Annotated in this window: 22 protein-coding genes; 9 read left to right on the top strand and 13 right to left on the bottom strand. The window is 37.4% G+C overall.

The window, feature by feature from the left end:
• Window positions 1-5 precede the first annotated feature (5 nt).
• Window positions 6-1,202, bottom strand: a complete 1,197-nt coding sequence (locus HWV01_RS10685; protein ID WP_211675395.1) for an outer membrane beta-barrel protein — start codon at window positions 1,200-1,202, stop codon at window positions 6-8.
• A 59-nt stretch (window positions 1,203-1,261) separates the two neighbouring features.
• The gene (locus HWV01_RS10680) at window positions 1,262-2,656 is read right to left on the bottom strand and encodes an undecaprenyl-phosphate glucose phosphotransferase (protein WP_211675393.1); all 1,395 of its coding nucleotides are present in this window, start codon (window positions 2,654-2,656) and stop codon (window positions 1,262-1,264) included.
• A gap of 347 nt (window positions 2,657-3,003) precedes the next feature.
• Between HWV01_RS10680 and HWV01_RS10675 the strand changes: the two genes are divergently transcribed.
• Window positions 3,004-4,020, top strand: coding sequence for an acyltransferase (locus tag HWV01_RS10675; protein ID WP_211675391.1), 1,017 nt, complete (start codon window positions 3,004-3,006; stop codon window positions 4,018-4,020).
• 7 nt (window positions 4,021-4,027) lie between these two features.
• On the opposite strand, the gene HWV01_RS10670 is transcribed toward HWV01_RS10675, so the two are convergent.
• Both HWV01_RS10670 and HWV01_RS10665 read right to left on the bottom strand, forming a co-directional pair.
• Entirely contained in the window at window positions 4,028-5,479 is a 1,452-nt protein-coding gene (locus HWV01_RS10670; RefSeq protein ID WP_211675389.1) for an oligosaccharide flippase family protein, read from the bottom strand.
• A 34-nt stretch (window positions 5,480-5,513) separates the two neighbouring features.
• Entirely contained in the window at window positions 5,514-6,773 is a 1,260-nt protein-coding gene (locus HWV01_RS10665; RefSeq protein WP_211675387.1) for an O-antigen ligase, read from the bottom strand.
• A 187-nt stretch (window positions 6,774-6,960) separates the two neighbouring features.
• Here HWV01_RS10665 and HWV01_RS10660 point away from each other — a divergent pair, with 187 nt between their 5' ends.
• Window positions 6,961-8,052, top strand: a complete 1,092-nt coding sequence (locus HWV01_RS10660; protein ID WP_211675385.1) for a right-handed parallel beta-helix repeat-containing protein — start codon at window positions 6,961-6,963, stop codon at window positions 8,050-8,052.
• 57 nt (window positions 8,053-8,109) lie between these two features.
• On the opposite strand, the gene HWV01_RS10655 is transcribed toward HWV01_RS10660, so the two are convergent.
• Window positions 8,110-8,658, bottom strand: coding sequence for a DUF882 domain-containing protein (locus HWV01_RS10655; protein ID WP_211675383.1), 549 nt, complete (start codon window positions 8,656-8,658; stop codon window positions 8,110-8,112).
• A 70-nt stretch (window positions 8,659-8,728) separates the two neighbouring features.
• Complete coding sequence (locus HWV01_RS10650; protein ID WP_249185523.1) at window positions 8,729-10,042, bottom strand: L,D-transpeptidase family protein; 1,314 nt, start codon at window positions 10,040-10,042, stop codon at window positions 8,729-8,731.
• A gap of 123 nt (window positions 10,043-10,165) precedes the next feature.
• Between HWV01_RS10650 and HWV01_RS10645 the strand changes: the two genes are divergently transcribed.
• The 3 genes from HWV01_RS10645 (at window position 10,166) to HWV01_RS10635 (ending at window position 11,641) form a co-directional block, all read left to right on the top strand.
• Window positions 10,166-10,621, top strand: a complete 456-nt coding sequence (locus HWV01_RS10645; RefSeq protein WP_198155426.1) for a YaiI/YqxD family protein — start codon at window positions 10,166-10,168, stop codon at window positions 10,619-10,621.
• A gap of 32 nt (window positions 10,622-10,653) precedes the next feature.
• Window positions 10,654-11,127, top strand: a complete 474-nt coding sequence (locus HWV01_RS10640; RefSeq protein WP_211675382.1) for an NYN domain-containing protein — start codon at window positions 10,654-10,656, stop codon at window positions 11,125-11,127.
• Between the two features lie 124 nt (window positions 11,128-11,251).
• Window positions 11,252-11,641, top strand: coding sequence for a GtrA family protein (locus HWV01_RS10635; RefSeq protein ID WP_211675380.1), 390 nt, complete (start codon window positions 11,252-11,254; stop codon window positions 11,639-11,641).
• Window positions 11,642-11,650: 9 nt separating this feature from the next.
• Here HWV01_RS10635 and HWV01_RS10630 read toward each other — a convergent pair whose 3' ends face one another.
• Together HWV01_RS10630 and HWV01_RS10625 are read right to left on the bottom strand one after the other, a co-directional pair.
• Entirely contained in the window at window positions 11,651-12,907 is a 1,257-nt protein-coding gene (locus HWV01_RS10630) for a sensor histidine kinase KdpD (protein WP_211675378.1), read from the bottom strand.
• Between the two features lie 67 nt (window positions 12,908-12,974).
• Window positions 12,975-13,646, bottom strand: coding sequence for a response regulator transcription factor (locus tag HWV01_RS10625; protein ID WP_211675377.1), 672 nt, complete (start codon window positions 13,644-13,646; stop codon window positions 12,975-12,977).
• A 158-nt stretch (window positions 13,647-13,804) separates the two neighbouring features.
• Between HWV01_RS10625 and HWV01_RS10620 the strand changes: the two genes are divergently transcribed.
• The 3 genes from HWV01_RS10620 to HWV01_RS10610 all read left to right on the top strand — a co-directional run bounded on the left by HWV01_RS10620 (window position 13,805) and on the right by HWV01_RS10610 (window position 17,427).
• Entirely contained in the window at window positions 13,805-14,863 is a 1,059-nt protein-coding gene (locus HWV01_RS10620) for a glycosyltransferase family 2 protein (protein WP_211675375.1), read from the top strand.
• A 5-nt stretch (window positions 14,864-14,868) separates the two neighbouring features.
• Complete coding sequence (locus tag HWV01_RS10615) at window positions 14,869-16,353, top strand: glycosyltransferase family 39 protein (protein WP_211675373.1); 1,485 nt, start codon at window positions 14,869-14,871, stop codon at window positions 16,351-16,353.
• A 165-nt stretch (window positions 16,354-16,518) separates the two neighbouring features.
• Window positions 16,519-17,427 carry a TIGR01777 family oxidoreductase gene (locus HWV01_RS10610; protein WP_211675371.1) on the top strand — a complete coding sequence of 303 codons (909 nt, stop codon included), beginning with the start codon at window positions 16,519-16,521 and terminating at the stop codon, window positions 17,425-17,427.
• A gap of 21 nt (window positions 17,428-17,448) precedes the next feature.
• Here the strand turns inward: HWV01_RS10610 and HWV01_RS10605 are convergent, their stop codons facing one another.
• On the bottom strand, window positions 17,449-17,793 hold the full coding sequence (locus HWV01_RS10605) for a hypothetical protein (RefSeq protein WP_211675369.1): 345 nt from the start codon (window positions 17,791-17,793) through the stop codon (window positions 17,449-17,451).
• 8 nt (window positions 17,794-17,801) lie between these two features.
• Window positions 17,802-19,385, bottom strand: coding sequence for a ComEC/Rec2 family competence protein (locus tag HWV01_RS10600; RefSeq protein WP_249185522.1), 1,584 nt, complete (start codon window positions 19,383-19,385; stop codon window positions 17,802-17,804).
• 28 nt (window positions 19,386-19,413) lie between these two features.
• Here HWV01_RS10600 and HWV01_RS10595 point away from each other — a divergent pair, with 28 nt between their 5' ends.
• Window positions 19,414-19,932 (top strand): DUF2062 domain-containing protein, encoded by a 519-nt coding sequence (locus tag HWV01_RS10595; protein ID WP_211675368.1) that lies wholly within the window; start codon window positions 19,414-19,416, stop codon window positions 19,930-19,932.
• 470 nt (window positions 19,933-20,402) lie between these two features.
• Here the strand turns inward: HWV01_RS10595 and lolE are convergent, their stop codons facing one another.
• The 3 genes from lolE to HWV01_RS10580 are packed head-to-tail and all read right to left on the bottom strand — an operon-like array spanning window position 20,403 to window position 23,588.
• A complete protein-coding gene (lolE, locus tag HWV01_RS10590; protein ID WP_211675366.1) occupies window positions 20,403-21,650 on the bottom strand; it encodes a lipoprotein-releasing ABC transporter permease subunit LolE in 1,248 nt (415 codons plus the stop codon).
• A complete protein-coding gene (lolD, locus tag HWV01_RS10585) occupies window positions 21,650-22,369 on the bottom strand; it encodes a lipoprotein-releasing ABC transporter ATP-binding protein LolD (RefSeq protein ID WP_211675364.1) in 720 nt (239 codons plus the stop codon). The genes lolE and lolD overlap by 1 nt, the downstream gene beginning before the upstream one ends.
• Window positions 22,362-23,588, bottom strand: a complete 1,227-nt coding sequence (locus HWV01_RS10580) for a lipoprotein-releasing ABC transporter permease subunit (RefSeq protein WP_211675363.1) — start codon at window positions 23,586-23,588, stop codon at window positions 22,362-22,364. Before HWV01_RS10580 ends, lolD begins: the two co-directional genes overlap by 8 nt.
• Between the last annotated feature and the right edge of the window lie 21 nt (window positions 23,589-23,609).

The raw sequence follows: 23,609 nt of genomic DNA, 5'->3' as shown, positions 1-23,609 counted from the left end.
GTCCTTTAAAGCGTCAATGTTAAACTAGCGCCGACAACATTTTTATCATATTCAAATATCGTATTTGTTGAAGTATTTCTATCCCAAAGTCCAAATAGGGTGATGGCAATATTATCGGTAAAGTCATAGTTAAATTTAATCTTGTAACCGTCCGTATCATCAACTCGAGATATACCACTGTAATCATCCGTGAACTTATAAACCCCTACCGATGAATAAAAATACGATGTCCAGTTATGCTTCCAATCAAGCTTGTATTTTGTTTCAAGCACATAGTCTCCATCAACATCAGGGTCTTTCGTTGTTTGAGACGTGGACAACGTGATTTTTGAATAAGTTAGCGGACGCCAAACACCACCAATATTCCAGCTAAAACCCGTAAAGTCTTTACGGCCTTTATCATCAAATTCTTTTGCTTGTCCACCCAATTTAATGAACCCATGGACGACGGAAGATGCTTTCCACTGCATACCTAACAATGCAGTATATACATCAGAATCGCGATTTAGATCCCCTGGTTTGTTATAATCATAACCAATAGTTTCGGCATTTATTTCAATAAATACATCGGTATGTGCTCTTGTAGAATAGAAAAATATTGAGCCCAATAACAATGAGTCGTGATTACTTCTTCGGGTAATAGTTTCAAAGTTAGTATATTCTTTTTCGTAAAATTTTGCGTTAAAGGCAAGGCGCCCTTTTGTTTCCAAAGCGCCATATTCATATTTTGCAGACAGCGTCTTTTTACCATATTTAATAGGTTCGTTTGTTAATTCATAATTCTGCTCTGTCAAACCACCGCCGCGCTGTTCCGCTAACCATTGAGCTTTAAGGTTTATGTCTAGACGGTGCGTGTCACTGGGTTCTAAATGCACATTAAAACCCAACAATCCGTCCATATAATTATCAGCAGAGCTTGCTTTATAGATACCTTTTTCAGCTTTAGCATCAAGGCTAAAGTAATTAATACCATCATCAAGTTTTAAATTTATCATCGGAATAACAGTGATTATAGAGCTACTTTTACCGTTTTTTTGTTGCTTATAAATATTATCATCATCTGCAATACTCACTTCCAATGACGGTTTTACGAATAGCCCACCATCAGTAATGTATGTATCTTGGGTGTATGCAACAGCCCCTCCACTCAACAAAACTAAGCTTAAACCTAAGCAATAGTAGTTATCTTTGAATGCTTTCATTCTGGCTCACCTCGCAGGTTGATATACCGAGTCTTGTTCATACTTTACCTCTCAAATAGCTAATATGTGTTCTCGCTTTTTAAGCAGGTCAAAACAGTTAAAAGCATAATTTTGAAATCAAACCAAATTGACCATTGCAAAATATAATAAAGATCAAACTCAATACGTTTTTGCATTTTATCTAATGTATCAGTTTCCCCTCGCCAGCCACTGACTTGGGCCCAACCGGTAATACCTGGTTTAACATGATGTCTTAACATGTAAAATTGAATGAGTTTACGATATTCCTCGTTGTGTGATACAGCATGAGGCCGAGGCCCAACAACTGACATGTCTCCCATCAATACATTAAAAAATTGCGGGATCTCATCAAGGGAACTGCGACGTAAAAAACCACCGAAAGGGGTAACACGTTTATCACCTCTTGTTGCCTGTGTTAGCTTCCCGTCAGATTCCATTACCGACATACTTCTGAATTTGTATACAGTAATTTTGTCACCGTGTAGTCCATAACGACTTTGCTTGAACAATACTGGACCAGGGGATGTAAACTTTAACGTTATTGCAATAGCAAGATACACTGGGGAAAGCAATATTATGGCGATTAGACTGACTAAAATATCTTCAAATCGTTTTAACCAAACTTTGGCACCTAAATAAGGGGATTCAAAAATACTTAGCGCATCAACTTTACCAATATGGGTAACACGGCCATGCATAACATCAGAGAGCATAAATGCGGGTAAAACATAAACATCGACAGTTGTGTCTGATAATAAGTTGATAATTTCTGCTATACGTTTCTCGGCTGAAATAGGTAAAGCAATGAACAACACGTCAATTGAGCCATTTTTAGCTTCAAAAATACCCGCAGAGATATTACTCACTACCGTAATGCCTTTAGGTAAACGTTCTGCGTTTCTATCATCAAAGAAACCCACAAAATCAAACCCAAGTTCATCACAATGACTGATCTCATGATATAAATTAGCCCCTGTTGACGTAGCCCCTAATATAGCCATTTTTCGTAAGTTTATGCCCAATTTACAGCGTACAACAGACCATTGATACTTCAATACTCGCCACGAAAAACAACACAAAAATGCCACAAAGTACCAGACATTTAAGACATAACTCGGAAACTCAAAAGAAGCTTCCAGCCATGTGCCAATACCAAACAATATTAAAAATGAAGATATAAATACAGCAACGACAGTCATGAGGACTGCAATAAATCGGCCTACACGCCATGATTGATATAAATTAAGCGCTTCTGCAATATATAAAAAAACGACGGCAGTCGTTAACGCTATAATTATATATTCTTGTGTCATTCGAAGGTTATAGCTATGAATTACAATAAAAAAAGAAAATGTAACACAACTTAAATCTAAGAAGCGATAAACAAAAGAATAATTGGCAGTACTTACCTTAAATGTATTAATAGGTTTCAAAATACGATTCCTTAACAAATTTAAAGTAGTCACATTTTGAAAATGAACTACCGAGCTAAATAAATGATTCGCTCATCCAATGAATATGTCATTGATAATCCATTAATTATTTTCTTCAATGAAGATAGTAGCATTAAGTTTAAAATACTAATTAAACATCTCACTAAATATAGCAGTGATTTTTTTTATGGCCGCAACATGCGTTACCTTTCAGAAGAGTATATATTCAATAGTAATGAAAAATGCAACATAAACAATCAAAAGCAGACGCAATGGCAGTGGAAAACTTTATATAACTAGTGATTAAGCTATAATCTTAAATCGTGCCATTAAGAAGAAGAGTTAATATGTTTATAAGTTCTTTTCACTACTTCCGAGGATTCGCAATATTAATTATCATCGCAGGACATGTTCACGTAGGTAATAGCGAATTGGACTACCCTACATTTACGAACCTAGTTTCAGGGTCTACGGCTTTATTTGTATTCATTAGTGGTTATTTATTTCAACATTTACAAAAAGGTGTATTTAATTATCCTTTGTATTTAAATAAGAAGTTTAAGTATGTAATTCTTCCATATTTAATCTGTTCAACCCCGGCTATTATTAACATAGCAATCACAGGTAAGTTTCACCCACTCCTCGGGGATGTAACGGCTATCGAAGGTAGTGTAATCAATCTTCTCACAGGTAGGCATGTGACTGCATATTGGTATGTTCCCTTTGCTGCCTTACTATTTATGAGCGCACCAATTATAGTGAAGTTCTCATTATTAAAACATAGCATGCAATTATCGATACTCTTTATATTTTCGATTATCGCGATCTATGCTCACCGACCTATAGGTGGACTTAACCCGTTTCATTCTTTCCTCTATTATATCCCATTCTATTTATTTGGTATTTATGCTGTTGTAAACCGAGACTTAATTGAAAAAATAAAAAAGTACAATGTGATTTTTTTAATAGCAACGGTACTACTCGCTTATTTTCAAGTTAACTTCATGGATGTTATTGGTAGTAGCCACAAAGACTTATTTACATTCTCAGGCATTGACATTATGTACCTACAAAAGGTTTTTTTATTGTTATTTGTGATAACGTCGTTAAATACACTTGAAAACAAAAATGTTAAACCTCTTTCTTTCTTTGCTAATATATCTTTTTCACTATATTTCATTCATGGCTATGTATTAATATTGTTAGCTCGATTATCTATCAACGATACATTATTAAATTATGGTTTCAATGAGTCTGGAGCTATGCTTATAAAGTTCACCCTTGTGGTTGTAATAAGTTCATTACTATCTATTAGCATTATTAAAATATTAGGTAAACGAAGCCGGTATTTCATCGGAAGCTAATTTTAATTTATACATTATCTTTTAAGAACCATTTTAATTTTCTTCTTACAATAAATGAAAATATTAATATTAATAGCAAGGGTGCTATTGCATAAGCGATATTATAAAAACTGTTAGCGTAAGTAAAACTGTCATGCGGAATGTTTTCTGTCTGACCCAAAAAAATATTTAGTAAACCAATTAACACAAAGAAAGATAAAGTCATGAACGACTTCAATTTTTTAACCTTAAATACAAAGCGATGTAATACATAGAAACATTGTATATAGTTGATGATAAAAGCGGTCACTAAACTGATACACAATACGATCATATCCCCCATATAAACACCAAAAATAATAGCGGATACATTAACAACCGATGAAAATATACCACAATAAAACATTTGCTTTGTAGCACCCATCGCTTGATACAAGCCTCCTGTAGAACTTAAAACCATTTGCACAGGGATTGATAATGCTAATATTTTCAATAATTCACTCACTGCGAACCACTGCGAGCCAAAGAGGATGAAGATAATATCGTCTGCATACCAAAACATAATTGTAGCCGTCAAGATCCCCAATAAAGCCAATTTATAGGCCAATCGATAGTAAGCAGTAAAAACTATATCAGGCTGACTTTTATACTTAGTCAATACGGGTTGCAGTGCAGGTGTGATAGCAAAAGTAAACAATTGGAGTGGATAACGCATAACTTGATATGTTTTTTCATAGAAACCAACAGTCGTAACACCAAAATATTTCGCCACTAATACAGTATCTAAATTGCGCGAGAAAAAATTAAGGATATTAAATCCAAGTTGAAATTTAGCTATCGCGAACAAGGGTATAATACTTGATATTTTGATTCCTATTTTGGCTTTACCTATTTCAGTATTATTTGAAAAACGATGATAGAAAATGAAACGTCCTATTGGCGTAACTAATATTTTTATAGCCAAGGCTACAACCCCTAGCCCCATAAAATAAAGTAGAATACAAATCATTAGTGCAATTAACTCTGCAATTATTTCTGCTTTCCCAATAATAATAAATTGGGTGTCCTTTTGTAACGATGCCAATGGCAGCATTGAAATTGCAGAAAAAAAGACACTCAAGGCTAAAATATATGTGAGTAAATTGACATTCATTAACTCAAGCCAATTCGCTAGGACAGGCGTAATATAAATAAATAATAATGACAACATAAGACCAATGATTAATGTCGCACTAAAGATACCATCACGCTCTTCATCATTAATCGAATCTCTGTGTATAATTGCAGGCCCAAGGCCTGATGTGGCTAACAGCTGAAAGAATAAAATAAGAACTTGTAACGCAGCTAACGTACCAAAGTCATTGGGAGTGAACAATCTTGCTAAAATAGCCAGAGATGCGATTTGTAGGACATAAAGTGAATACTTGCCTATCAGGCTATGAAGAATACCTTTGTTTAATTCGTTATTTATTTTACTCATAATGAGATAAACCTATCACTAAGTGAATAATAGATCACTCAGCACCGTGAATTACTTCATGCTCATTGATAACTTCATCCCTAATCATATAAACACCAGATGAAATAACAATCATCACCATCAAAAACCACGCCATGTTAGCGTCCCTAAATATACTGGACTCTGTTACATTTTGTAAAATGGGGATGATTAGTGCCGTATGGATAAAAACACTATTCGATTTCAGCATTGAGAGCACAAAAAATATAAAGATAAGCGATGAACCAACAACGCCAAACTGTAGAAGTAATTGCAAGTAACCATTATGAGCCGATGATATATATTGTAAAAAGCTATATTTATCATCTAATACAAAGGGGATTACACCTACTTCAAAGTAACTACCGTAGCCATAACCAAGTGTCATTTTGTCAAAAAACTCAAGATCATAATACAATGAGTCCCAAATAATACCCCGGCCAGTAAAGAAATCTGCATCAACATATAATGCAATATGCTGATAATCATTCATGTGATAACTGACGCCAGGTATAAAAATAAACACCGAAAAAAACGTAATCGCGAGTATAGACATTACTACTTTTATTTTAAAAATGCTGAGCTGAATTAATATAAAATATGTCATACATAATACAATACTCGTCTTACTTTGGGTTATTAATAGAAACGCAAATAAAATAATAAGTAAAACGTTGATAAAACGACTATTTACATCAAAAGACTTAATCCACATATAGCTAATAACAATCAGCACAGCTAAATTGACACCCATCGTATTCTTGGACTTAAAATAACCTGCCAAATTTAAACTTTCATTAAAACCGGCGCCTTTAACAATAGAAAAAATGATCATTAAAATACAGATGACGATCGCGACTTTAAGATTAACCTCAATACTTTTGTGATAAAATGAAAAGCAAAATGCAATTGATACAGATGCACAAAATACCATTTGAAATATGGCTCGCTTCATTGTTATTAGTGGATAATTTGACCAACTCGCACTCAGTAAAGCAATGAGGCAGATAACGAGTAAAATAAAAAGTTTATTGATCAAGACTAACTTAAGGTTGTTAAACTCTTTATTTATAAAAAACCGAAACGAAAAAAACAAGAACAGAGAAATCCAAAAAAGTTGTTTAAATATATTACTCTCTGCAAGACTACCAGTAACCACGTCTAATTCATGATCCATCATACTAATCTTACTTGTAAAATCAGGTGTGAAAACACCTAGACAATACAACAACATAAGCAACAAACCATATTTTTCAAGCCAAATAAGCACATTCATACAGAACCAACTAGGACGTTATATCTAAAGCAAGAGTAGATAAATACATTTAAGGAGACAGATATCAATTATTTCAGCATAAATATGATATTAGACGTTAGGTATGATTTTGGCATCAAACTAAAGCCAATGTGCAGCTAATACACTATTATTAACACAGTTACATTACCGATAAACAAGGTTCTGTATGACATATAACGTTATCAATAAACAAAATAATATCGTCATTATTTTTATAATGGCTGTATTCATCAACACAGCTAAAGCTGAATCAAATCCCGCGACAAGTAAGTGCACAAAAATAATTTCAAATGAAAAATTAGCAGTTCTCATCCCTACGTATAAAAATATCAATAACGCCTTAGAAAAGTATGTGGACGGTGATGTCATATGCCTAGCCGACGGCGAGCAACCAGCGATAACAATTGAAAATTTTGATAGTGGAAGCAAGCCGTTAATAATACGCCCATGGCATTATTTAAGAACAAAAATAAAAAACAGGCATTACACTGGCACTGGAATAACAATAAAAAACTCACAAGGGATAATTATTAAAGGATTAATCATAACAGGAGGCTTAACTGCTATTTTGGTGCAAGATTCATCAAACATATCACTTCTATCAAATAAGGTATTTAACACGGGTAACCAAGCAATATCGATAAAACCACGCCATCATGGTGGTAGCCATTATTTAGTTAAAGATAACGTAATTTTTAACACCGGACTTTTAAACCCACGCTATGGCGAAGGATTATATATTGGCGATGGTTCGTATACTGAAGATAAGAGCAGATTGAAAATACAGTACACTGTTGATGACGTTATAATAAAAAACAACATAATTCATCATACTAGAAATGAAGCTATTGATGTAAAAGCAAACGCATACAATGTTAAAATAATCAGTAATAGCATCAACGATATAAACTTAAAATTCAACGCTGCGATCACCATAGCAACTGAGTCATCCTTTGCCGAGCTAGGAGGCTATGAGATAATTGATAATGTAATTACAAATATCGTTAACCGTTCTGGTTACCGCCCTATTGGTATTGCGGTCGGACACGGTGATACGCTAATTAAAAACAACTTGATTATCGATAATAATGATAATGATAATTTTCTTGCGACTTGTCTGTTTACTACATTTCTAAATCCAAAATTAAATAAAGTAACATTAGAGAATAATCAATTAATTGGTACGGGAACTCCGTTCTCTGCAGGGTGTAGAGGCGGAACAAATGATAACGCGAAGGCAGTTGTCATATTAAAATAACTGCCTATCGACACTCCTTTCATGATTAATTCGGTTACGCCTATTTGTAAAACAAAACTACCAAATTCTAACAGGGCCTGTATCAACATGTACAAAACCCGACTTAGGGTAATAACCCACTCCGCCTAATTTTAATGAGATAGCAGCTTCACGTAAATGAAGTAATTTAACATCTGGGATAGCAATATCAATAGCCATGCCTCGCATATGGTAGCTGTTAGTTGCTACTTCATTGCTCTTACCCGCTAACATCTGATTAGTTTTAGGTGAACGATAACCAGAAATAACATGGAACTCTTCTGATACATTCAGTGTTCTGTTTAGTCTATAGAGTAGGTCGTATAAACGGTTGTCCATAGGTACGGACAAGTTTTGCCTATGATCACGTAATAAATGGCTGAAACTTTGAAGTGTATCTTCTTGATACAAGCCATCTATCCAGTAATTACCCTGGTCATGCTCTCTCGTGTGTATGTTGTAAAAACCGAGTTCTCTCATGCCTAACACACCTTGACTTGCTTGAGCTTTAACTGGTGCAACAGAGTACGCCGCTAACCCCCCAAGACTTAATAACACTTTTCTACGTGTTGGACATTCTATTGACACTACACCACCACCGATCACTTTTCATACAGAAATCGTGGAATATATATGCTAAAAAGTGTTTAATCAAGTTTTATTTCTGTAATGCATATATATCATCGCGAAATTGGCTTAATCCACTGTCGTCAATCCATGCTGTCCAATACACCAAGTGAACCGGTAGTGCATCATTCAAAGGGAACCATTTTGTTATATCTCGACTGAACCTTAGTTTTGACCACAACGACTTATTATCGACTAAACTATGTGCAATCCAATTAGCCAATTCATCCACTTTTTCGATACGAATACAGCCGGAAGACAGCGCTCGATTCGAATGACTAAACAATTTAGGATTGGTTGTATCATGTAGATAAACACTGAAGTTATTAGGAAAATAGAATTTATAACGACCTAGCGTATTCTTTACACCAGGCATTTGCTCAAGTCGATATGGAAATAGACCATTTGCTAGCATTTCCCATTCTTCAGGTGACTTTTCAACTCTTTCATTTTGATAATTGTAAACACTAAAATCGCGCTGATTAAAGAAATCACCATTGAGTTTTACTTTTGGCAGCAGATCATCTTCTAAAATACTGCGGGGTACACGCCAGATTGGATTAATCACCATACTTTTAATTTCACTGGTCAGTATCGGGGTTGGTTTTTTAGGTTTACCGACGATAACACGTGAGCGCAGTGCAATTTCACCATTATCACTCAGTAATAATTCGTAAGCAGGTATATTAACAAGGAGATAACGAGCGCCAAGATTTGCCATGAAGTTAATCTTTCGTTGCATATTATGAGTGAGTAATTCAGCTCTACGGTGAGGATTTAAATTTAACCACTTTAATGTATTTGGACCAATTATAGCGTCAGGATTAAGACCGTGTCGACGCTGAAAACTGCGCACTGCACTGGCTACTTTATCTGTATAAAGATCTGACACTTCTACCGATTCATCACCATCGCCAAGTAATATTAATCGTGAATGTATATCATAAATCACCGCGTCACGATCGCCAACACGTAATAACCCTGATATCTTGATTTCATCCCACGTATATTGCGAGGAGAGCCTGCTAAGATAGCTTGCACGACTCAAAAATTGCAGTTCTGTTTTAGACATAGGCACAAAGATATTACCACTCATAAAAGGCAATGCACTGTGCGGTTGTAAATTGCGGTGATTTACAACCGCATACCGATCATTTATGATTTCATTTGTACTTTTTGATTCATTAAAATTGGGCCCTACAATCGAGATCTGATGTAACGGCAAAGCAGATAAAGAATGGTAATAGACTAACAACATTACGAATAGCAGTGATAATGTTATTTTATTTTTTAGCCCACTTCGAAGTACATATTTTAATCCCTTAAAGGGATACCTTTTAAACATGGTAATCCCTCCACTGAATATAATTAAGTATGGTAAATAAATACCAACTGACCAACAATTTTGGTTGTTAATACGCTAAAATGAAGTTTATTAAACTAACGTGAAGGTTATATGCAAAACAATATTACAATTTGGGTTGACGCAGATGCTTGTCCGATTCCAATGAAAGAAATACTTTTTCGTGCAGCAGTTCGCGTTAAAGCGCCATTAGTATTAGTTGCAAATCATTGGATACGAGTCCCTGCCTCTCCTTATATTTCGATGACACAAGTACCTGCTGGTTTTGATGTTGCTGATGATCACATTGTCTTAAAAGTAGCGAAGGATGATCTCGTTATTACCTCTGATATACCACTTGCAGCAGAAGTCATCGAAAAAGGCGCACATGTAATCACCTCTCGTGGCGAAAAATATACATTAAGTAATATTCGTCAACGTCTTAATATGAGGGACTTTATGGATACGATGCGAGCAAGTGGTGAAATGACTGGTGGTCCAGCGGCTTTAGGAGCAAAAGATAAACAAGCGTTTGGTAATGCTCTTGACCAATATCTTGCTAAGTATGCGAATAAATCATAACTCTCATTAATATCGAACCCTAGGAATCATTTGTGCAAAAAATTGCTGTGTTTGTTGATGTTCAAAATATCTATTACACCACTCGCCAAACTTATGGTCGCCAGTTTAATTACCGAAAACTCTGGCAACATTTATTATTACAGGGCGACGTAATAACAGCGTATGCTTATGCCATAGATAAAGGTGATGATCAGCAACGTAAATTCCAAGATGCACTCAAACATATCGGTTTTGACGTGAAGCTTAAACCATTTATCCAACGCAGTGATGGTTCGGCGAAAGGTGACTGGGATGTAGGGATCACAATCGATGTACTACAAGTCGCAGAATCGGTCGATACTGTTGTCCTGCTCTCTGGAGATGGTGACTTTTCTATCCTGCTTGATACGATAAAAAACCGTCATCAAGTGAGAACTGAAGTTTATGGTGTGCCCGCCTTAACCGCGAATGCTTTAATCAATAGCGCAACCGTATTCAATCCTATTTATGAAGATTTTTTATTGTAACATCGGGGTAAATTTTCGAACATCTATTTAATTACTCACAATGAGTACCATTGTGTTATTTACATTTTTTCGACATGTTTAGTGCTAGATTTTATATTTGTAAACTTATTGGCGTGCATTAAACATGAATACCAAATACATTAAATTTGCTTTTGTCGGAGGTATTGGCTTTATAATAGATTTAAGCACAATGCTGTTATTATCTTCTCTAATACCTTTGTTCATTGCTCGGTTAGTTGCTTTTTTCTGTGCAGTGAATAGCAATTGGTTATTAAACCGAAGCTTTACCTTTAAAACACAACAATTAGACAATGACACAGGATTGGCTCAGGAATGGAGTAAATTTATTTGCTCGTCTTGCTTTGGCGCAATCCCCAACCTGCTTTGTTACTGGATTCTAGTGACAGGTCTTTCACTATCAGGGAGTGCAGCAATCATAGCGATCATTCCCGGTATTTTATTTGGTATGCTGATTAACTTTATTCTCGCTGATCGTTGGGTATTTAAAAAATAATCAGCCGAGCTACGAAAGGTGAATAATAGCGATACAACCACCAGCATCGTTATTTTTCAACTCAAATGTCCAATTGTATTTACGACAGATATCTCGGGTAATTAACAAACCTAGCCCATGACCATCATCGTTACGCTGCTTCTTGTAAAGACCCACACCAGTATCAGTCACAGAGATACTATGGCTATCAACAACAACATTGACCTCACCAGCGTCCGTACAGGTAAAAGCATTCTTTAACAAATTACCAAGCAATAGTTTTAACGCGACCTCAGGAATAATAACCATTGGCGCTTGCCTTAGTTCAATATGAACGACAACGGATTTGGTGTTTAATAATGCACTGTGTGCATCGACAATAACGTTTATTTCTTCTTTAGTCAGCTGTCGTTTGGATAAGGCTAAATCTTTCTCTGATTTAGTTAGTGATAATAGCGCATCAATAAAATCGTTCATCTCGTTAGTTGCACTTTGTAAACGCACTTGCTGTTTTTTAATGAATTCAGGTTCATTACTGTAGCTCAATAAATTAGTCGCGCCTTGCATCACCATCAATGGTGTCCGTAATTCGTGACTTGCCATACGGTTGAAAGCCCGTTCTCGCTCAATTAATGCATTTTTTTGTTGTTGATTCTGATTGTAACTATCCACTAATTGCAGTAGTTCCTTCGTTGCAAGTCCTGACGGCAATTGAATATCACTTGTATCGTCAGGTGAGCGATTGGCAATCTGCTTAGCGAATACAGATATCGGTGCCGTTAACCTTTCTGATATTCGCATCACAACGAACAATGCCACCAACAACAAAAATAACGAAATTAAAGACTGCCATGATTGCGTCCACATAATCTCCTCTTCACCAAGTTCAAAAGCAGGGTCTGTATGAACAACATAAATAAATTTATCCTTCTTTTCTGACACGGCCAATTTCATCAAAAAGAACTCGGTACCTATAGCATTACTCTTCTGGATTTCCACCGCTTCATCGATAGGTAGAAAAATTTTTTCATCTACCAATTCAGGTAAGGTGACTCGATCCACATAACCCGTTGTAAATTCGTCAATTTTGAACGAGCTAGTATGATTACTTAAATTAGATTTTTCAACAATTGACTCTTTCTGTAATAACAGCCTATTTTGAATACTCAATTTTTCGATACTTTCAAGCGTGGAGTCAAGCACTGTGGCGTGGATCATGATGATCGCAAAAGCAACGATAGAAAAATAAATGAATGTAAGTTGTTTCGCAGACCTAACTTTTGCCATTATTATTACCTTATTGGAACAAACCCTTGTCTTTTTGACCTAATTATTATCTTGTTGTTCGAGCGATTTAACTAGATACTAACTGATAGCCGATTTTGGATAAGGTTTTAATGTAATGCTGTTGAAAAGGTTTATCAACCTGGTTACGTAGCTGATAGATATGACTACGCAGAATATCCCCTTCAGGTTCGTCTTGCCCCCAAATCGCGTTAATTATCTCACTTTTAGTGACAATTTCAGGTGTACGCATCATCAATAATTTTAAAATCGTAAATTGGGTCGGATTAAGTTCGAAATTACAGCCATTACGTGTGGCAACATGGGTCTTTAGGTCCAGAGACAATTCATGAAAGGTTAATGTTTTGGCTATATTTTGGCCACTGCGACGGCGATGTAACGCTTGAATTCGCGCAGCTAAAATATCAAGGTCAAATGGTTTAATAAGATAATCATCCGCACCACAATCAAAACCAGCTAACGTATCTTCTCGGGTATCGCGGGCAGTTAACATCAGGATTGGTGTATCATTCCCCTGCTCTCGCAATTTTTGACAAACAGTTAAACCATCCATACGTGGCATCTGTATATCTAAAATAATTAAATCATAATAGTTATTACTAGCGAGCTCATAACCATGCACACCATCTTGCGCATAATCCAAGGTGTAGCCTTTAATTTCAAAAAAATCAAAAATAATGCCGGCGATATCTTGATGATCTTCTACTAATAATATTTTCATAGTCACTCAATCTAATAAAATAAATACGGGGCTATTATGACAAAGACGATGTCGAATTAATGTAAAAATACAGAAAATGTAAAAAACATGTCGAAAACATTTATTCGACATCCACCTAGTTAGCATTCCAATATTGTTAATCCGTTTGGGAATGCTATATGCAAGCCAATATCACATCTATTACAGGGCATAGAGATGGGCCTAAAGTTACCTTACCACCATTATTGTCAATTGTGGTTCCATTTTTTAATGAAGATGAAGTGCTAACATCTTGCCATCAGCGTGTTGTTGCTGTACTCAATTCTATCGGAAAATCTTGCGAGATTATTTATATTGATGATGGTAGCCGGGATGACTCATGGTCTCAGGTCATTAATTTTACAGCCAATAATCATGTAATACGGTGTATTAAACTCAGTCGTAACTTTGGTAAAGAAGCCGCGATGACCGCGGGTATGGTTAATGCGGCAGGCCTCGCGATCATTCTATTGGATGCCGATTTGCAAGATCCACCCGAACTCATTCCTCAAATGGTCGTCGAATGGGAACGTGGTTATGATGTCGTTAATATGCAACGTAAAGAACGCCACGGTGAAAATTGGCTAAAACGTACAACGGCCTCCCTTTTTTATAAACTCATTAACCGTCTGGCTGATATTGAAATACCCCGTAATGTGGGTGATTTTAGACTATTAGACCGTAAAGTGGTCGATGTCATTAATAACTTACCAGAACGTAATCGTTTCATGAAAGGGCTGCTATCTTGGCCTGGTTTCAATACCTGTACATTACAATTCGACCGTGATGCGCGCCAAGCAGGTATCACTAAGTGGAATTACACGAAACTAATTCACCTCGCCTTTGAAGGTATTACCTCTTTTAGTATTAAGCCATTACGTATCGCCACAGCGGCAGGCGTCGTCACATCGTTCATTTCGATATTAATGGCGATTGTACTCGTCAGTAAAACCCTATTTTGGGGTGACCCAGTAGCGGGTTACCCTTCCCTCATGACAGTCGTCTTATTACTTGGCGGCATACAACTATTATCGATTGGTTTGATGGGTGAGTATGTCGGCCGTTTATTTATTGAATCGAAACAAAGACCTAACTTTATTGTCATGGATGAAAAAACCACCGTATCAAGTATAGTCTTTAACGTAAATCAGCAGACAAGTACGAATCAAACACACAACACCAATTACAAACAAGGCTAGTCGACATGTCTAACGCACTGAAGCAATTATCTTTGACCAAAATAGCAATCACACTGGTTATCACCGCGATAGTAATCAGATTATTTACCCTCGGCTTCTTTCCTCTCATGGACACAACAGAAGCTCGTTACGGTGAAATGGCTAGGATCATGGCTGAAACAGGCAATTGGGTCACACCGATGTTCGATTACGATGTACCATTCTGGGGTAAGCCCCCCCTATTCACCTGGATGAGCGCGAGCGGTATTAAGCTATTTGGTTTAAATGAGTTAGCCGTTAGATTGCCACACTTACTTGCTGGTGGCTTCGTGCTATTCATCGTCGGTCTGCTTGCTTATAGTATTACCCCATCGCGTAGCACTGCAGATCGTAAACAAGAAGCATGGTTAGCAGCAGGTATCCTTGCAACTACAACGACGTTTATCGTGGTGACAGGCGCAGTCATGACTGACACAGCTCTGACTTTAGGCATTACGTTAAGCATGGCTGCATTTTGGCTTAACTATAAAAACAAATCCGCGTTATGGGGTCACCTGTTTTTTATTGGCTTAACCGTCGGCATGTTAGCGAAGGGTCCACTAGCATTAGTCTTAATTGGCGTAAGTTTGTTCATCTGGGCATTATTTAACAAAACTTGGGCGGGTATGTTCCGTCGCTTACCGTGGAAAACAGGTATTCCACTTTTCCTTGCGACAAGTTTACCTTGGTACATGATTGCAGAGTATTCATCTCCGGGTTTCCTTAATTATTTCATTGTTGGCGAGCATGTTAAACGCTTCTTAGTAAGTGGATGGCAAGGTGATTTATATGGAACGGCACATAAGGAAATAAAAGGCACAATTTGGATATTCGCTATTGTATCTGCACTACCTTGGACGCCAATTTTTATTTATCAATGGATTAAAAGCTTACAAATAACAAAAAGAACTGAAACTGAAACTGAAACCCAAGCAAAACAAGATGATGATACCACTGAACTTAGTTATACCAGTTTCTTATGGGCATGGTTGTTAGCACCCCTACTCTTATTTACATTCAGCGGCAACATTCTGTCTAGCTATGTGATGCCTTGCTTACCCGCATTTGCATTATTGATGGTGACATATCAACGTAATAACCCCTTATCAAGCAAAGTATATAAGACAGGCTTTATAACCCCCATATTAATCTTGCTTGTCGCTATTTTATTACGTACAGAAGTAACTGGTAAGCAATCAGAAAAAGGGTTGATGCAAACGTGGTCAGAGCAAGCACAAAATAATGAGCTGATTTATATTGATAAACGCCCATTCTCTGCACAGTTTTATTCGCGTGGTGTCGCGGTTGAACGTAAAGAAAAGCTAGAAGTCGCAGTACAAGGCATAACAAAAGACACTTATTTTGTCACCCTAAAATCAACTGAGTCAGAATTACTTATTACCAGCTTACCGCAATGTAAGATTATCGAAGAAGCAAAAAAACGTATACTGGTGTTTTGTAGCGCAACCTAATAATCATAACTACGCTGTAGTAAAAAACACCGTATAACGCAGTCGTAAAAAGCAAGTTAGGTTTATGGCCTGACTTACTTTTTGTTAAGTCCGACATAAAACAATATTATAAAAAAGGCCAAAATGACCTACACTGAAAGTAGCATAACTAACTGAGTAACAAGCATGCATATATTGATAACGGGTGGCACAGGCTTTATCGGCCAAGCATTTATTAATACCTTTCAAGCTGATTATCAATTTACCGTATTGACCCGCGATGTTAATAATGCAAAAGCTATCTTTTTACATATTTCTACAGAGAACATCAAGTTCATCTCGGAGTTACATGAGTTACCCAGTGCAATCCATATCGATGCAGTGATCAATTTGGCTGGTTCCCCTATTATGGATAAAATGTGGAGTGCAAAGCACAAACATGTTTTAGAGTCGAGTCGCTGGGAAATAACACAACACCTGGTTGATTTTATTACCACAAAGACGATCACACCCGACGTCTTTATCAGTGGTTCAGCCGTTGGCGTTTATGGTCGACAAGGTGATAGTAGCATAGATGAAAAACACCTCAATCATTATCCCGAATATGCGAGCAAGCTGTGTGAACATTGGGAGGAAATAGCCCGTACATGCTGCCCGTCGACCCGCACTGTTATATTACGCACGGGTATTGTATTAGGTAAAGATAAAGGCGCATTACAAAAGATGGCATTTCCTTTTAAATTAGGACTTGGCGGTCCAATAGGAAAAGGTCATCAATACATGTCATGGATACATATTGACGACATGGTTGCTGCAATTAATTATTTGTTACAACATGAATCAGCCAGTGGCGCCTTTAACCTTACCTCACCAAACCCGGTGACGAATACTGATTTTGCCCAAAAATTAGCCGCTTGCTTTGGTAAAAAGGCGCGCTTAACGACACCAGCGCTTCTTTTACGATTATTACTGGGCGAACGAGCCGACCTCCTTGTTTATGGTCAACGCGTATTGCCAACTCGATTACTTGATGCTGGTTTTACGTTTAGTTTTGATGCACTAGATCAAGCATTTTCAGCTATCTATGATGCATGATTGGCTAAATATTGATGAAATTTATTCATGCCCAAGTTTTCTTGCTAATCTAATTGCATCCAATATATTAACAAGCCATACGCAGAGCAACACAATAGTTGCAAGGTGCATGTTTTGTGTATCTATAGATGCCGCCTGCTGTGTAAGTAACTGGTTAATACTGAGTAAATCGATATTACCACCTGATAACATAACTTGATCTACAATTAATTGCGTCTGCGTTATAGTGATATCCATAATGTAATACAGTGGTAGCGCTGCAGCAACGGCAAAGACAGTCGCCGCCATATACTTCTTTAACCACAAATGTCCAGCACCTGGAAATAAGAACGCGGATAATAGGCCTGCTTTAAGGGTTTTATTCATAACATCTCCTAACTCAATATATAGCTATAACAAACTAAGGGTAATAATAACAAGGATAAAGAATGAAATGTCACTTGTAACGGTTTAAATAGTAAACCAGCCATCAATAATATGAAAATGAGCAACAAACAGTTATAAAAGACCGTATTTAATTCCGCTCCAACATCAATCCAAATAACGTCATTAGACGTCAATTTAACCCATATCTCCTGAATGATATTCAAGAATGTATTAACAGTGCTCATGAATACACGACTAATCATCGGCATGACAGGCAATAGTATGACTGCAAACAACAATGCCGGTAATATTAATACACTAAATACGGGTATGAAAATCAGATTTACGACAGCAGACAACCAACTAAACCCTGAAAAAACAGCAACTTGAATGGGAAGCAATAGTAATGTTAACAACATCTGGTTACAACATACGGTTGTCAATTTACGGTAACCATTCTTTAACGCCTGTTTAATTGGGCTCTCATCCCTGATTTTAGTCTCTTTTTGATAAATCCAAACTAACATAAATACGGCAGCCATTGCTGAAAATGATAGCCAAAAACTAATCGAAAATGCCGTTAAAGGATCCAGTAGTAAGGTAACTAAGAGCATTGTCGCGAACAATTGAAATAGTGTCACTTTGTAATATTGAATGCGATATAAACAATGTAAACACAGTAAAACAATAGCCCGTAGCGCAGGTAATGAAAAACCCGCAATCCATGCATAAAAGATGGCTGCAACAAGACTTATCGATAAACTAATCACAAGATTATAAGGGGGCCAAAATAACCTCAATAATCGCCGTGAGCAGAGATAACAAAACCCAAAAATAAGCCCAATGTGCAAACCTGATATTGCAACTAAGTGGCCAATACCGAGTAATTTAAACTGAGTCCAAAGTGCATTATTGATATAACTGCGATCACCAAATGTTAATGCGTACAACATAGGGTTTGCATTAGTCGGTAATACAGATTTAAACATCTGATACAAGTCACCGCGCAAATTCAATTGAGGTCGAATCACCTCACCCTTTTCAATTAACCCTATATATTGAATATGCCGAGATGACAATCTAGATTTAAAGGAAAGGAAGGCATTATCATCCGTCTGAATCTTTGGCTTAATTAATCGTACTTTAAACCGCCATACTTGACCGATACCCAGTTCCCCTGGATAGTAGTATTCTGGGTTTCGCCATTTTAAGGCCAGTTTAGGTTGTATAAAAGACAACGCTGTATTATTAATCTCGATGACTTTTACATCAAACGAAAGTAGGTTTTTTTTATTTACTAATGTTATTACCTCAGCTGTTATGATATTGTCTTGTGCAGCTTCCACTTGTGGTTGTTTGTGTTGCGATGTCGTATTATTGAATAACGTATTCGCTTCATTTATTACGCTGTTTTTATACAAAATGGACCAGCTCAATGTAACCAACAGAAGAACTAAAATAGGTGGCACTTTCACATAAGCAAGGATAAAGGCCACGACCGTCATTATCGTTAAAAATTGAATACGTTCAAGATCAACAAAGAACATACTTATTAATATGGTAATGGAAAGCAGTATGGCCTTAACGGTCATTCATTACCCCTGAGAATTGATTAGAATTATGCCTAAGAATTTAATTAAAAAATATCTCCCAAACCCAGAATCAATCAAAGAACATAAGCACCTTAAGATCTTTGGTGATCTGTTACACAACCCAAACCTCTGGCACCTAAATCGCCGCTCTGCAGCTGGTGCTTTCGCTGTTGGTCTTTTTATGGCGTTTGTTCCCGTGCCTTTTCAGATGTTATTAGCCGCTGGTTTTGCCATTTTATTCCGTGTAAATTTACCATTATCAGTAGCGCTCGTGTGGTTATCAAACCCCATTACCATGCCACCAATGTTTTTTGCCACTTATGAGTTAGGTGCATGGATATTGCAAGAACCAGTCCATCCATTCTCATTCGAACTAACAATAGACTGGTTAATGCAGGCGATAAACTTATATGGTCCTGCATTTCTACTTGGCTGTTTTGTATCCGGCACACTCTTTTCTATTGCTGGTTATTTTAGTATCCGCTGGTTATGGCGTTGGAAAATTATTAATGCTTGGAAGAAACGTAAAGCATCACGCACAAAATAAGTGTTAAAAATGAGAAGGCCACATCACTTAATCAGCGATGTGGCCTTTTGTATTCTTACCCATTTCAATAATCATAATACCCAACAAGACTGAATTTTATGGGTTTTCCGTAATAACCTTCATCCCAAAAGGCTAGGAGCACAGACACAGAGTCAAATTCTTCTATGCACATCTCTTCATCCGATTTTCTTCCAGAACAAACCATTTGTACTATAAGAAGTACGATACCAATACACTTTCAACACTGATCGGTGGCGGTATTACATAATTAAGCCCTCACTATTTACCCGATACTGGCTAGTATTAATGTAAAAGCTAGTACAAATCTGATATTCATATCGACCTCAAATATGGAGAGTTAAAACAACCTATTGTGGGTTTATCATTTAAGCATGAATTCGAGACAAAAAAATACACCTCTCGAGGAAGTGCATCCAATTACTTGTTGATATATAGCGAATTTTATTTAACTACTTGTTTCCGAGTTCACGCGCAGGCTGTACCGAACACGCTTTATTTGCTGGATAGATAGTTGCGAGTACACTCATGGCCATTGCAACACCACCGACCACCAGCACGTCATTTACTGCAAGCTGGGATGGTAGAAAGTCGATAAAGTATATGTCACCTGATAAAAATTCATGACCTATTAAGCCTTCAATAAATTTGATAATCACAGTTAAATTCTCTGAGATTAAAATACCCAGTATCGTCCCTGAAACAACACCAAGAATACCGTTAATACCTCCGTGCACGATGAAGATCAAACGTAATAACGTATTTGACGCCCCCATCGTTTTTAAAATGGCAATATCTGCTCGCTTATCATTAACTGCCATCACTAATGTGGTCACAATATTAAAACAAGCCACGGCAATAACTAAAATTAAGATTACGTACATCAAACTTTTAACCATCTGAATATCTTGATATAAGAACCCCTGACTTGTCATCCAACTGCGAATGTACAAGTAATGATTTAACTTATTACCCGCTTCACGGACAATACGGTTCGCCGCAAAAATGTCAGTCACTTTAATACTCAAGCCATCTGCTTTAAACGCTTTATCCTGAATATCTTGAGCTGCACTCAAAGGCACATAGGCAAGGTTGTTATCTAATTGACCACTTAGGTGAATAATACCTGATACAGTAAAGTTAAAACGGCGTGGTGCTTTAAAGGATTGCCCTGATTGCTGCGATAATAATACCGTGACCGTATCTCCAAGTGCTAACTTAAGCTCTTTTGCAATGCCTCGACCGAGCACAACTTGTCGGTTATTAGTCGGGTCATTAAGACTATCCCACGTCCCTTGCGCAACATACCGGTATACTTCAGAGACTTGCTTTTCAGCCTCACTGTCGACCGCGCGAAGTTGAACCGCCTTTAACTCATGACCTTTTTGTAATAAACCATTCAGTTTGATAAAGGGTGCTGCGCCGACAACTTCGGGATGGTCGAGTAATGTCTTCTGTGCACTTTGCCAATCATCAAAAGGTTCACTCACCCCTTCGAGCTCACCATTAGGCACAACCGCTAAAATCCGGTTTTTAAGCTCATACTCAAAACCGTTCATTGCAGATAAACCAATAATCAATACCATCACACCTAATGCAATGCCTACAGTTGAGGATGCTGAGATAAACGCAATAAAGCCATTTCGACGCTTAGATGATGTATACCTCAATCCGATATAAGCCGCTAACGGACGAAACATTACACCTCCTCCTTCACAGTACTTACCTGCAGATTTTCATTCTCGTTTGTTAATACGCCGTCAGCCATATGCAAAGTACGCCCTAACCGATTAGCGAGCTCTTCATCATGGGTAACGATAATAAAGGCCGTATCACAAGTCTCATTTAACTCTTTAATCAAATTGAAAATCGTTTCAGCACTGCTTTGGTCTAAGTTACCCGTTGGTTCATCCGCGAACACAATATTAGGTTCGTTAATCAAGGCACGTGCAATCGCAACACGTTGACGTTCACCACCAGAAAGCTCGCTTGGTTTATGTTCAACACGATGAGATAACCCGACTCGATCTAATATTGCCAATGCTTTTTGTTTCGCTAAGGACACTTTCATACCGGCAATCAACAACGGCATACACACATTTTCTAACGCCGTAAATTCATTAAGCAGGTGATGAAATTGATACACAAAACCCATGTTCTGGTTACGCATTGCCGCTTGTTTCTTTTCTGACATGCTGTGAATATCAACACCGTTAAGGTGTACCGAACCTGAAGTCGGCGTATCTAACGCGCCCATCAAATGTAATAATGTGCTTTTACCAGAACCTGAACGACCAACAATCGCAACCAACTCACCTTTTTCGACCGTTAATGACACTTTCTTTAATACGTGAGTATCAAGATTACCTTCTTGGTAAATTTTTTCGAGATTATTGCAAACTAATAAAGAATTATTCATAACGTAATGCCTCGGCAGGTTTAATATTTGCCGCTCTAAATGCAGGATAAAGTGTTGCGAGTAGACTTAATGCAATCGCACCGAAAATTATGGACGCGATCTGCGACCAATCAAATAAAACAGGTAATAAACGCGCACCGCCAGATGCTTGCGCTAAAAGATTAAGACCAATAAGGGACATAAACTCATTTAAATTAGCCGCTAATGCAATGCCCATAATGCCACCAACCATTGCGCCCAGCACACCGGTCCAAGCACCTTGGATAATAAAAATTTGCACAATAGTCGGTCGGTTCATACCTAAGGTTTTCATAATAGCAACATCCGTTTCTTTCTCTGTGACCAGCATAACCAGTGATGAAAGAATGTTAAACACAGCAACAGTAATGATTAAGAACAGCAATAAGCCAATCATATTTTTTTCCATTTTTACTGCTTGGAATAACTCACCACGCGCAGTCTGCCAATCCATTGAATCAAAATCATTAAAAAAGTCACGACTGGCTAATTCATTAACAGAAAACGGATCATGCACAAACACACGATGTTGCATCGGACTCGAGGGTTTTAAGCGCGCCAATTTACCCGCATCGGTAATATTAACCAATACCTGCGTGGCTTCGACATCCGAGCCAACAGAATAAATCCCCACTACCGTAAATTTACGTTGGCTCGGCACGCGCCCCATCGGCGTAAAAACACTGCCTTTGGTTGAAATAAGTCTAATTTTATCGCCAAGCTTAACATTTAACGATTTTGCCATGCTGCGGCCAATAATGATGTTGTACTTACCCGGTTGCAATAATGAAATATCACCAATAAGCATATTCTGACGAATAACATCCCATTGCGGATAAGACGCGGGATCGATGCCCTGTAACTGTGCACCTTGGATTTCGCTTTTACTTTGCACCATCGCATCAGCTTGTAAGAAGGGGGTAACAGCGGCCACTAAGGGGTCGTTAGCCAATGCAGACAAACTTTTTTCTACATCAATCGAATCTGTTTTTGGGGTGACAATTACATGGGGAACAGCGCCAAGAATACGGACTTTCAAATCTTGCTCAAAACCGTTCATTACCGATAAAACAGTGATCAGCGCTAATACGCCAATGGTGATACCAGCTGTCGAAAATAAAGTAATAAATGATACGAATCGATTGTTGCGCTTCGAGCGAGTATAACGCAAGCCGATGAATAAACTTAGAGGGTGATACATAAATATAATTAAGAATACCTT

Source organism: Moritella sp. 5 (assembly GCF_018219455.1).
Lineage (GTDB): Bacteria > Pseudomonadota > Gammaproteobacteria > Enterobacterales > Moritellaceae > Moritella.
The sequence above is the reverse complement of the archived record's forward strand: the minus strand, read 5'-3'. Positions and strand labels throughout refer to the sequence as shown.

Excerpts from the sequence above, each read along its gene's own strand:
- HWV01_RS10595 (WP_211675368.1), top strand. The coding sequence starts at position 19,414 with ATGCCTAAGAATTTAATTAAAAAATATCTCCCAAACCCAGAATCAATC.
- HWV01_RS10620 (WP_211675375.1), top strand. The coding sequence starts at position 13,805 with ATGCAAGCCAATATCACATCTATTACAGGGCATAGAGATGGGCCTAAA.
- HWV01_RS10610 (WP_211675371.1), top strand. The coding sequence starts at position 16,519 with ATGCATATATTGATAACGGGTGGCACAGGCTTTATCGGCCAAGCATTT.
- HWV01_RS10605 (WP_211675369.1), bottom strand. The coding sequence starts at position 17,793 with ATGAATAAAACCCTTAAAGCAGGCCTATTATCCGCGTTCTTATTTCCA.
- HWV01_RS10675 (WP_211675391.1), top strand. The coding sequence starts at position 3,004 with ATGTTTATAAGTTCTTTTCACTACTTCCGAGGATTCGCAATATTAATT.
- HWV01_RS10650 (WP_249185523.1), bottom strand. The coding sequence starts at position 10,042 with ATGTTTAAAAGGTATCCCTTTAAGGGATTAAAATATGTACTTCGAAGT.
- lolD (WP_211675364.1), bottom strand. The coding sequence starts at position 22,369 with ATGAATAATTCTTTATTAGTTTGCAATAATCTCGAAAAAATTTACCAA.
- HWV01_RS10685 (WP_211675395.1), bottom strand. The coding sequence starts at position 1,202 with ATGAAAGCATTCAAAGATAACTACTATTGCTTAGGTTTAAGCTTAGTT.
- HWV01_RS10625 (WP_211675377.1), bottom strand. The coding sequence starts at position 13,646 with ATGAAAATATTATTAGTAGAAGATCATCAAGATATCGCCGGCATTATT.
- lolE (WP_211675366.1), bottom strand. The coding sequence starts at position 21,650 with ATGTTTCGTCCGTTAGCGGCTTATATCGGATTGAGGTATACATCATCT.
- HWV01_RS10660 (WP_211675385.1), top strand. The coding sequence starts at position 6,961 with ATGACATATAACGTTATCAATAAACAAAATAATATCGTCATTATTTTT.
- HWV01_RS10600 (WP_249185522.1), bottom strand. The coding sequence starts at position 19,385 with ATGACCGTTAAGGCCATACTGCTTTCCATTACCATATTAATAAGTATG.
- HWV01_RS10580 (WP_211675363.1), bottom strand. The coding sequence starts at position 23,588 with ATGTATCACCCTCTAAGTTTATTCATCGGCTTGCGTTATACTCGCTCG.
- HWV01_RS10630 (WP_211675378.1), bottom strand. The coding sequence starts at position 12,907 with ATGGCAAAAGTTAGGTCTGCGAAACAACTTACATTCATTTATTTTTCT.
- HWV01_RS10615 (WP_211675373.1), top strand. The coding sequence starts at position 14,869 with ATGTCTAACGCACTGAAGCAATTATCTTTGACCAAAATAGCAATCACA.
- HWV01_RS10635 (WP_211675380.1), top strand. The coding sequence starts at position 11,252 with ATGAATACCAAATACATTAAATTTGCTTTTGTCGGAGGTATTGGCTTT.
- HWV01_RS10670 (WP_211675389.1), bottom strand. The coding sequence starts at position 5,479 with ATGAGTAAAATAAATAACGAATTAAACAAAGGTATTCTTCATAGCCTG.
- HWV01_RS10665 (WP_211675387.1), bottom strand. The coding sequence starts at position 6,773 with ATGAATGTGCTTATTTGGCTTGAAAAATATGGTTTGTTGCTTATGTTG.